Source organism: Arthrobacter sp. AL12 (assembly GCF_029960645.1).
In the GTDB taxonomy this organism is placed as follows: domain Bacteria; phylum Actinomycetota; class Actinomycetes; order Actinomycetales; family Micrococcaceae; genus Arthrobacter.
Genome location: NZ_JASBQY010000027.1, coordinates 16,620 through 27,057, shown reverse-complemented (window position 1 = coordinate 27,057; position 10,438 = coordinate 16,620). Strand labels below are relative to the sequence as shown.

Below are 10,438 nucleotides of genomic sequence, written 5' to 3'. Positions count from 1 at the left end.
ACCGCCGGACCCCTTCCCGGACTGGGACCACTTCACTTCCGGGCACGAATTCCCTGCCGCGAACACGGACGATCCCTGCTGGCCACCGGGCTCCGGTGGTCCGTACCCGGAATCCTTCCTGATCCAATCCGTCTGAACGGCAGGCTGAACGTCGATTCAGGGTGGCAGTCCAGCCAAGTTGCGCTAGCCGCTGAGCGGCAGCGGCGGCAGGGCCTCCTGGTACAGCCACGGGTGCAGCAGCGCCTCAGTGTCGAGGCCGGTCGCGTGGTCCGCGGTGAGGATGAACTGGGGCGTCGAGACGGAGCCGTGCCGGTTCTGGCTGGCCCATTCGTGCAGCAGGGAGAAGAATGCCAGGTCCCCGCAGCGCAGGCGCAGGGCGTGCAGCGCCAGGGCGCCGCGCTTGTACACCCGGTCATCGAACATCAGCTCCGGCCCGGGGTCGCCCACGAGCAGGTCCTGCTTGCCGGCGCTCAGCTTCCGCCACGCGCTGGCCGCCCGGCGCGCCACTGTCATGACGCCGGCCGCTTCGGACCAGATCCACTCGGCATAGCAGGCAAACCCCTCGTGCAGCCAGATGTCTTTCCACGAGGCCGCGGTCAGCGAGTTGCCAAACCACTGGTGGGACAACTCATGGGCGATGAGCCGCTGCGAGTCCCAGTGGTGCTCCAGGTGGTTGGGGCCAAAGATGGACAGGCTCTGCGCCTCCAGCGGGATTTCGAGCTCGTCGCCCGCCACGACGACCGTGTACTCGGCAAAGGGGTACGGGCCGAAGCAGTCGATGAAGGTGCGCATCATCTCGGGCTGCCGTGCCAGTCCCGCCCGGGCCGCGTCGGCCAGCGCCGAAGGGACGGCCGCGTACTGGGGCACCTGCGCCGCCGCAGTGACGGGGTTGAGGGTCAGGAGCTCGTAGCGGCCGATCTGGACTGTGGCTAGGTAGGTGGCCATGGGCTCGGACTGCTCGTAGACCCAGGTCTCGCGGCTGGACCGGCTGGTGCGGGCGATCAGGATCCCGTTGCAGACGGCCCGGTAGTTTGCATCAGTGGTCACCGAGATCCGGTAACTGGCCTTGTTCAGCGGGTGGTCGTTGCAGGGGAACCAGGACGGTGCGCCGTTGGGCTGGCCCGCCACGAGGACGCCGTCGGTCAGTTCCTCCCAGCCCACTTCGCCCCAGAGCCCGCGGCGGGGTGTGGGGTTGCCCTCGTAGCGGATGTCCAGGGTGAATTCCTCACCCGGCAGCAGGCCGGCATCGGGGACGACCACGAGCTGGTCGGCGCGCTGGCTGAACTTCCGCACCCTCCGCCCGCTGAGCTGGATCTTGGTGGCCCGGAGACCGGTCAGGTCCAGCACAATGGCAGAGGTGGGGCGTTGCGTCACGGCGTGTACCACCGCGCGTCCGTTCAGGCGGTTGCTGCTGAGCTTGTAGTCCAGCTCGAGTTCATAGCGGGTCACCCGGTAGGCATCCGTGCCATGGCCCGGCAGGTAGGGGTCGGGGGAGCCGGCCGCATCGTCGGCGGGCAGGCCTCGCCCGGCGCCCGCCGGGGCCGCGGGGCTCAGGGGTCTGGGACTCATAACCGGCTTTCGGGATTGCAGGTGCAGGACGAACAGCGCGGGGCTACTTTGGCTTGGGAGCCGGCAACGCCGGCCCGCCCCACGGGCTCACCGGATTCCCCATCCAGTAGCTCGCGGCGGGCACCGTCTCACCCCGCATCACCAGGGATGCCGGGCCCACGGTGCCGCCCTTGCCAATCCGGGCCTGCGGGAGGATGACTCCGTGCGGTCCCATCGTTGCCCCGTCATCGAGCGTAACAGTGTCGATGCTCATGACGCGGTCGTGGAAGAGATGGGTCTGGACCACGCAGCCGCGGTTGACCGTGGAGTTCCGGCCCAGGGTCACGAGGTCCGCCTCGGGAAGCCAGTAACTCTCGCACCAGGTGCCGGCGCCGATCCGTGCGCCGAGGGCCCGCAGCCACCAGACCAGGGCGGGGGTCCCGGCGGCCGAGCGCGCGAACCAGGGCGCGCTGACCATTTCGATGAAGGTGTCCACGACCTCGTTGCGCCAGATGAAGGAGCTCCACAGCGGGTGCTCGCCGGGCCGGATGCGCCCCACCAGCAGCCATTTCGCGACGACGGCGCTGCCGGCTGCGGCGGCCCCGGCGAGCAGGATGACCACTCCGCTAAGGAGCGCGGCGATGCCGTAATTGAAGACCGTGGCGAGCCAGTCGAAGGCGAGGAGGACTCCGGCGGCGATCGCGACCGTCGCCACGACGGGAACAAAACGGCACAGCTCCCACAGCGCCCGGGCGATTTTCAGCCTCAGCGGCGGCTGGTACGTCCGCGTGTCGTCGGAGGCGATGGCGGTGCGCCGGAGCCGGACCGGCGGGCTGCCCAGCCAGGATGTCCCGGACTTCGCCTTCGCGGGAGTTGCCGAGAGCACGGCCACGAGGGAGTTCTTGGGAACGTTGCGGCCGGCCGCGGTCATCCCGGAGTTGCCCAGGAAGGAGCGCTTGCCGATCTTGGCGGGGGCGATCCGCAACCAGCCGCCGTCGAGCTCGTAGGAGGCCACCATTGTGTCGTCGGCCAGGAATGCGCCTTCGCCCACGGTGGTCATTTTAGGGATCAGCAGGACCGTGGAGGCCTCGACGTTCTTGCCGATCCTGGCGCCCAGCAGGCGCAGCCAGACGGGCGTGAAGAGGCTGGCGTAGATGGGGAAGAGCAGGTCGCGGGCCAGGTCCAGGACCCGCTCGGTGGCCCAGACCTGCCAGCCGATCCTGCTGCGCACCCGGTAGTAGCCTTCGGCCAGCCCCAGCCCCAGGAGCCGGGTGGTGAGGAGGATCAGCACGAGGTTGGACAGGAACCAGACCAGGGCCGCCGGCGGCAGGGACAGCAGCAGCTGCGGCAGCGTAGCGGTCAGCGAGGCGCTGCCGCGGATGAAGGCAAAGACCACGAGGGCCGCGGCGGCGGCGGACAGATAGGGAATCAGGGCCAGGACGGCCGAGGCGGTGGCGAATCCGGCGAACCAGAGCCGGCCGATCAGCCGGTGCTCCGGCGGAGGCTCCGGCCAGGAGTGTTTGGCCTTGCCGCGCCGCTCGGCCGGGGAGCCGGCGACAAGCTGCCCGGCCTTCACCTTGCCCAGCACGGCCGAGCCGGGTTCCACCCGGGCCCCGGCGCCGATCGTGGCCCCGGGCATCAGTGTACTGCGGGCGCCGACCGTTGCGCCGGGCCCGATCCGGATGGCGCCGATGTGGACGATGTCGCCGTCGATCCACCAGCCGGACAGATCCACCTCGGGCTCGACGTTGCAACCGCTGCCGAGCGAGAGCAGGCCGGTGACGGGCGGCAGCGAGTGGAGCTGGACGTCGTCGCCGATCTTCGCCCCCAGGGCCCGGGCGTAATACGGCACCCAGGGCGCGCTGGCCAGGCTCACCGCGCCGGCCAGGTCCTGGATCTGCTCGGCCAGCCACAGGCGCAGGTGCACCCGGCCGGAGCGCGGGTAGGTCCCCGGCACCACCTTGCGCAGCAGCAGCCGCGCGGCGGCGATGGAAACCAGCATCCGGCCCGCAGGGCTGACGAAGACGAGCCAGGAGGCGCCCACCCACCACCAGGACACCGTGGGCGCCGCCGCGAAGCCGGCGAGGGCGGAGAGCAGATTGTTCGCCGCCATGAGGTACGTCAGCCAGCGCATGCCGACCAGGATGTGCAGCGGAACGCCCATCAGGGTCTGGAAGACCTGTGACTTGCGGGCGGTGCGCCGGACCGTGCGTTCCGGGGCCGGGCCCGCGCCGCCCTCGGGCAACGACTGGCGCGCGGCGTCAATGAGCGCCCCGACCCGGGGGGTGGCGTAGATGTCGGCCACCGTGATGGTGGGGTAGCGCACGCGAAGGGCGGAGACGAGCTGCGCGGCGGCGAGGGACCCGCCCCCGTAGGCGAAGAAGTCTGCGTCCAGGTCTGACACGGCGCCGCCGAGCACCGCACTCCACTGCTCCACGATCCAGGCCGCATCGTCCGGGAGATTCAGCGGGGCCGCGGCGGCATCGGCGGCGCCGGCCCCCGCCAGCGGCCACGGCAGCGCATGCCGGTCGACTTTGCCGCTGGTCTTGGTGGGCAGCGAATCGACCACGGTCAGCAGCGGGATCAGGGGAGCCGGCAGGCTCTCGCCGAGGAGCTCCCGGGCGGCCGCCAGATCGATCTCCCGGCCGCCGGCGGGGGAGAGGTAACCGACGAGGATCTGGTTGCCGGCCGCCGTCGTCTGCACGGTTGCGGCCGCGCCGGCCACATTCGGGAGCGACTGGAGGGCGGCGTCGATCTCACCCAGCTCGATCCGGCGGCCGCCCAGCTTGACCTGTTCGTCGGCGCGGCCCTGGAAGATCAGCCCCGCGGCCTCGTAGCGGACCAGGTCGCCGGAGCGGTAGGCGCGCGTCCAGCCGAGCGAGGGCATGGGGGCATATTTCTCGGCGTCCTTGGCCGGGTCCAGGTACCGGGCCAGGCCGACGCCGCCGATGATCAGTTCGCCGATTTCCCCCTCTGCGACCGGCACGGAGTCGGCGTCCACGACGGCGAGGTCCCAGCCGTCCAGCGGCAGGCCGATCCGGACCGGTCCGGGACCGCCCAGCGGCGCAGCGCAGGCGACGACGGTGGCCTCGGTGGGGCCGTAGGTGTTCCAGACCTCACGGCCTTCGACGGCGAGCCGCTCGGCGAGGTCCGGCGGGCACGCCTCGCCGCCGAAAATCAGCAGCCGGACGCTCTCCAGGGACTCCACCGGCCAGAGCGCGGCAAGGGTGGGCACGGTGGACACCACGGTGATGCCGTGGCTGATCAGCCAGGGGCCGAGGTCCATGCCGGTCCGGACCAGGGCCCGCGGTGCCGGGACCAGGCAGGCGCCGTGCCGCCAGGCCAGCCACATCTCCTCGCAGGAGGCGTCGAAGGCCACCGACAGCCCGGCCAGGACACGGTCCTGCGGGCCCACCGGTTCGTCCTGGAGAAAAAGCCGGGCCTCGGCGTCGACGAAGGCCGCCGAGGAGCGGTGCTGCACGGCGACGCCCTTTGGGGTTCCGGTGGATCCCGACGTGAAAATGACCCAGGCGTCGTCATCCGGGCCGGGCAGCCGCGGGTCCGGGAACGGGCGGGGCCGGGAACCCTCGCTCACAATCTCCCCGGCGGCGCGCACCGTTCCGGCGACCTGGGCTTCGCCGAACACCAGCCGGGCGCGTTCTTCCGGGTCGTCGGCGTCGACCGGGACGTATGCCGCCCCGATGAGGAGAACAGCCAGGATGGCGATGTAGAGCTGGTTGGTGCCGGAGGGAATCCGGACGCCGATCTTGTCCCCGGCGCCCAGTCCCGCCCGGTGCAGCTCCCGTGCCTTGGCCCGGACCGCCGACAGCAGCTGGGCATAACTTAGCGACTGGTGGCCGTCGTCGAGCGCGGAGGCATCCGGGAAGCGCCTGGCCGAGTCGTGGAGGATGTCGATCAGGGTCCGCTCGGGCGGTGCGGCCAGTGACCCTGGAAGTTGCGCCAGGAAGACCGGGCTGACCGTGGCGATCGCCTGCGGAAGGCCGTTGCGTTGGGGTTGCTGTTGTTGCTCAGTCACAGGGGGATCTTCTCCGGCCTAGGTGAACGGAAGGTGTCCGGCTTCGCTTTGTGTTAATACTCCGCCTCCGGCCGGTCGTTCGCACGCTCTTTTCCCGATGTGTCCCCCTGCCGTCGGGCGGCAGGAGCTACGGAACCAGGATGACCTTGCCGGTGGTGCGCCGCTGCTCCAGGTCATCGTGGGCCTGGGCGGCTTCCGCCAGGTCGTAGCGGGCGCCAATCCGGACCTTGAGGCTTCCACCGGCGACTGCCGCGAAGAGCTCGTCCGAACGCCAGCGGCGCTCCTGGGCGTTGCGCAGGAAGTGGCCTATCGTCGGCCGGGTCAGGTACAGCGAGCCCCCGGCGTTGAGCCGCTGCGGATCGAACGGCGGCACCGGCCCGGAGGCGGCACCGAAGAGCACCAACGTGCCGCGGATGCGCAGGGCCTCGAGGGAACCGTCGAAGGTGTCCTTTCCGACGCCGTCGTACACCACGTCCGCGCCGGCCCCATCGGTCAGTTCACGCACCCTGGCGGCGAAGCCCTCGTAGCGCAGCACGTGGTCGGCGCCGGCCCCGCGGGCCAGCTGTTCCTTGTCGCCGGTGGAGACGGTGGTGATGACGCGCGCGCCCCGGGCCTTGAGCAGCTGGATCAGCAGAAGTCCGACGCCGCCGGCGCCGGCGTGCAGCAGCACGGTATGGCCGGGCTCGACCTTGAAGGAGGAATTGATCAGGTAGTGCGCGGTGATGCCCTGCAGCGGCAGCGCAGCGGCCGTGAAGTCATCCACGCCGCGGGGGACCGGCAGCGCCTTGTCCTCATCGATCAGGGCGTAGCCGGCATAGCAGTTGATGCCTTCGGCCGTGGCGACCCGGTCGCCCGGAGAGAATCCGGTCACGCCGTCGCCGAGTTCCTCCACCGTGCCCGAGGCCTCCGAGCCGGGGGTGAAGGGATAGGCCACCTTGTAGCTGCCGCTGCGCTTGTAGGTGTCGATGAAGTTCACCCCGACGGCGGCGACCTTCACCAGCAGCTGGCCGGGACCCGGCACCGGGCGCCCCACCGGGGCGAGCGTGAGGACCTCGGGACCCCCGGCCTCGCGGGCGACGATTGCGTGCATCCTGTGTCTCCTTGCCTGGGCAGGAAGATCCGCAATGAACTTCCTGGCTGAATTTCCGGCCGAATTTTCCGGACTGAGTACTTCCGGGGCCCGGAGTTCCTGGCCCCTAACCTGCACCCATCCTAGATACACGGGCGCCAACGACGAAGTGACGGCCGCTAAACGGCCGTCACTTCGGGTCAAACAGGCAGATCATGGCCGGGCACGAGGCCTCCGTGGAACCGCGCCGCAGCTTAGTAGCGGCGGGTGACGGTTGCCATCGGGCACTCGAAATGGCGTCCGGCGGAGAGGCCGACGTCGTTGAGGTAGCGGACGATGATGCCGTAGGACTGCATCAGCGTGGTCTCGGTGTAGGGAACCTGGTGCTTCGCGCAGAACTCGCGGACGATCACGGCGGCCTTGTCGAGCTGCGGCCGGGCCATGTCCGGGAAGAGGTGGTGCTCGGCCTGGCGGTTAAGGCCGCCGAGCAGGATGTCCATGAAGCGGCCGCCGGAGATGTTCCGGGACGTCAGGACCTGGCGGCTGAAGAAGTCCACGCGGCTGTCGGCCGGCAGGACCGGCATGCCCTTGTGGTTCGGAGCGAAGGAGGCTCCCATGTAGAAACCGAAGACGGCGAGCTGGACCGCGATGAACGCAAGCGCCATGCCCCAGGGCAGGAAGGTGAACGCGAGCACCGGCAGCAGGCTGAGGCGGACCACAAGGATCGGGATTTCAACCCAGCGGTGCGTGACCTTGGCGCGCTGGAAGACGAACTTGACCGAATCGATCTGCAGGCCCAGGCCCACCAGGAACAGCAGCGGGAAGAAGAGCCAGCCCTGCTTGCGGGTGAGGAAGGAGAACCGTCCCTGCCGGGTGGCCGCGGCTTCCGGGAAGAAGGCGATCGCGCCGGTGGCGATATCGGGGTCCTTCGAAATCACGTTGGGGTGGTTGTGGTGCGCGCCGTGCTTCTGCTCCCACCAGGAGTAGCTCATCCCGGCGACCGAGGTGGCAAGCAGCCGGGCCGCCCAGTCGTTGGCCCGGCGGGACGCGAAGATCTGCCGGTGCCCGGCCTCGTGGGCCAGGAAGCTCAGCTGGGTGCAGAGGACGCCCAGGGCTGCGGCGATGAGGAGCTGGAACCAGCTGTCACCGATCAGCGCGAAGCCGACCCACGTGGCGGCCATCAGGAGGACCAGAACGGAGAACACCGTGATGTAGAACCCGACGCGGCGTTCCAGCAGGCCTGCGGCCTTGACGGTTTTCAGGAGTTCCGAGTAGCTGAGGACGACGGCGTTCGGCTGCCGGATACGGGATTTCGGTCGCTCCGGCGTGGCGGTGGTGAGGGTCATGTAGCGCGTGCCTCGAAACTGTAACGGGCAACGCTGCGCCCGACACTCGGACTGCAAGATTGGGGGTCACCCTATACCAAGCATACGCCCGGCACTACACTGCCCTCCCGGATCGGAACGATTGGAGGGGGTGCGGAGGGCCCGCCGGCGGCGTTCCGGGGCCCGGCCCGGACATGGAGCAATGGATGCATAAATATCGGGATCTATGCATACTCTTGCTGTATAGTCGGTGCTATGACTATTTCTGTTGCCGTCTCCGGCGCAAGCGGTTATGCCGGCGGCGAGGTGCTGCGGCTCCTCGCCGGCCACCCCGACGTGACGATCGGCGCCATCACCGCGCACAGCAACGCCGGTTCCAGACTAGGGGAATTGCAGCCCCATCTCCACGGTCTGGCGAGCCGAATCCTCGAAGACACGACGGTGGCAAACCTGTCCGGACACGACGTGGTGTTCCTGGCCCTGCCGCACGGTGCCTCCGCGGAGATCGCGGCGCAGCTGCCGGCCGGCACGCTCGTCATCGACGCCGGCGCCGACCACCGGCTGACCGACGCGGCCGCCTGGGAGAAGTTCTACGGCACCCCGCACGCCGGAACCTGGCCCTACGGGCTGCCGGAGCTTCCCGGCCAGCGCGAGGCGCTCCGCGGCGCCAAACGGATCGCCGTGCCGGGCTGCTACCCGACGTCGGCCCTGCTGGCCCTCACCCCGGGCTTCAGCAACCACCTGCTGCAGGCCGACGACGTCGTCATCGTTTCCGCGTCCGGCACCTCCGGGGCAGGCAAGGCCGCCAAGGTCAACCTGATTGGCGCGGAGGTCATGGGCTCGATGAGCCCGTACGGCGTCGGCGGCGGACACCGGCACACCCCGGAGATCGAGCAGGGGCTCTCCCGGGCACTAAACGCGCCGGTCACGGTGTCCTTCACCCCCACGCTGGCCCCGATGAGCAGGGGCATCCTCACGACCGCGACGGCGAAAGTCCGGCCCGGTGTGACCGAGGAGGAACTCCGCCACGCCTGGAGCGAGGCGTACGACGACGAGCCCTTTGTCCACCTGCTCCCGGAAGGCCGCTGGCCCTCCACGAAGTCGGTGCAGGGATCCAACCATGCGGTGATGCAGCTGGCACTCGATGGGCACACCGGCCGTGTCATCGTCACCTGCGCCATCGACAACCTGACCAAGGGGACCGCCGGCGGGGCCGTGCAGTCGATGAATATTGCCCTCGGCCTGGCGGAAACCGCCGGCCTCGATCTGCAGGGAGTCGCACCATGAGCATCACCGTCCCCCAGGGATTCCGCGCCGCCGGCGTCACGGCCGGCCTGAAGACCTCCGGCAACCCGGACCTGGCCCTCGTGGTCAACGACGGCCCCGCCAAGGCCGCCGCCGCCGTGTTCACCTCCAACCGCGTGGCCGCCGCCCCCGTGCACTGGTCCCGCGAGGTCGTCAAGGACGGCCGCGTGGACGCCGTGATCCTCAACTCCGGCGGAGCCAATGCCTGCACCGGACCGCAGGGTTTCCAGAACACGCACACCACCGCCGAGAAGACCGCCGAGGCGCTCGGAGTCTCCGCCACCGACGTGTTCGTCTGCTCCACCGGCCTGATCGGCGAGCAGCTCCCGATGGACAAGATCCTCGCCGGGATCGGCGCCGCCACGGCAGCGCTCAGCGCCGACGGCGGACCGGATGCCGCCACCGCGATCATGACCACGGACTCCGTGCCCAAGCAGGCGCTCTTCATCGGCGCCGATGCCGACGGCAAGGAATTCACCATTGGCGGGATGGCCAAGGGCGCCGGCATGCTAGCCCCCGGGCTCGCCACCATGCTCGTGGTCCTCACCACGGACGCCGACGTCCAGCCGGACATGCTCGACGTCGTGCTCCGGGACGCCACCCGGGTCACCTTTGACCGGGCGGACTCGGACGGCTGCATGTCCACCAACGACACCGTGGTGCTCCTGGCCTCCGCAGCCTCCGGTGCCGTGCCGTCCGCCGTCGACTTCGGCAGGGGCCTGACCCAGGTCTGCGCGGAACTGGCCCGCAAGCTGATCGGCGACGCCGAAGGCGCCAGCCACGACATCGCAATCCGCACGTTCAATGCCGCCAGCGAAAAGGACGCCGAAGTCGTCAGCCGCGCCGTCGCCCGCTCCAACCTCTTCAAGGCCGCGATCTTCGGTAAGGACCCCAACTGGGGCCGGGTGCTCTCCGCCGTCGGAACCACCGACGCGGCCTTCGAACCCGACCGGCTCAACGTGTCCATGAACGGCGTCCAGATCTGCCGCAACGGCAGCATCGGCGATGACCGCGGCCTCGTGGACCTTGAACCCCGCGAGGTTCTGGTCGAGATCGACCTCCAGGCCGGCGGGGCCGAGGCCACGATCTGGACCAACGACCTCACCCACGAGTACGTCCACGAAAACAGCGCCTACTCCAGCTAGGCAGTTCCCG

General features: G+C 69.7%; 6 protein-coding genes. 2 read left to right on the top strand and 4 right to left on the bottom strand.

Annotated features, from left to right (window positions below; translation table 11 throughout):
• Positions 1–183: 183 nt before the first annotated feature.
• From QK291_RS18505 to QK291_RS18490, 4 genes are all read right to left on the bottom strand, one after another.
• On the bottom strand, positions 184–1,569 hold the full coding sequence (locus tag QK291_RS18505; protein ID WP_282384283.1) for a M1 family metallopeptidase: 1,386 nt from the start codon (positions 1,567–1,569) through the stop codon (positions 184–186).
• 43 nt (positions 1,570–1,612) lie between these two features.
• Positions 1,613–5,536, bottom strand: a complete 3,924-nt coding sequence (locus QK291_RS18500) for a Pls/PosA family non-ribosomal peptide synthetase (protein WP_282384286.1) — start codon at positions 5,534–5,536, stop codon at positions 1,613–1,615.
• Positions 5,537–5,711: 175 nt separating this feature from the next.
• Complete coding sequence (locus tag QK291_RS18495) at positions 5,712–6,674, bottom strand: quinone oxidoreductase (RefSeq protein WP_282384282.1); 963 nt, start codon at positions 6,672–6,674, stop codon at positions 5,712–5,714.
• Between the two features lie 233 nt (positions 6,675–6,907).
• The gene (locus QK291_RS18490) at positions 6,908–7,999 is read right to left on the bottom strand and encodes an acyl-CoA desaturase (protein ID WP_282384281.1); all 1,092 of its coding nucleotides are present in this window, start codon (positions 7,997–7,999) and stop codon (positions 6,908–6,910) included.
• A 234-nt stretch (positions 8,000–8,233) separates the two neighbouring features.
• On the opposite strand from QK291_RS18490, the gene argC reads away from it, so the two are divergent.
• Positions 8,234–9,265, top strand: a complete 1,032-nt coding sequence (gene argC / locus QK291_RS18485; RefSeq protein ID WP_282384279.1) for an N-acetyl-gamma-glutamyl-phosphate reductase — start codon at positions 8,234–8,236, stop codon at positions 9,263–9,265.
• Positions 9,262–10,428, top strand: a complete 1,167-nt coding sequence (argJ, locus tag QK291_RS18480) for a bifunctional glutamate N-acetyltransferase/amino-acid acetyltransferase ArgJ (protein ID WP_282384277.1) — start codon at positions 9,262–9,264, stop codon at positions 10,426–10,428. The genes argC and argJ overlap by 4 nt, the downstream gene beginning before the upstream one ends.
• The last annotated feature ends 10 nt before the right edge of the window (positions 10,429–10,438 follow it).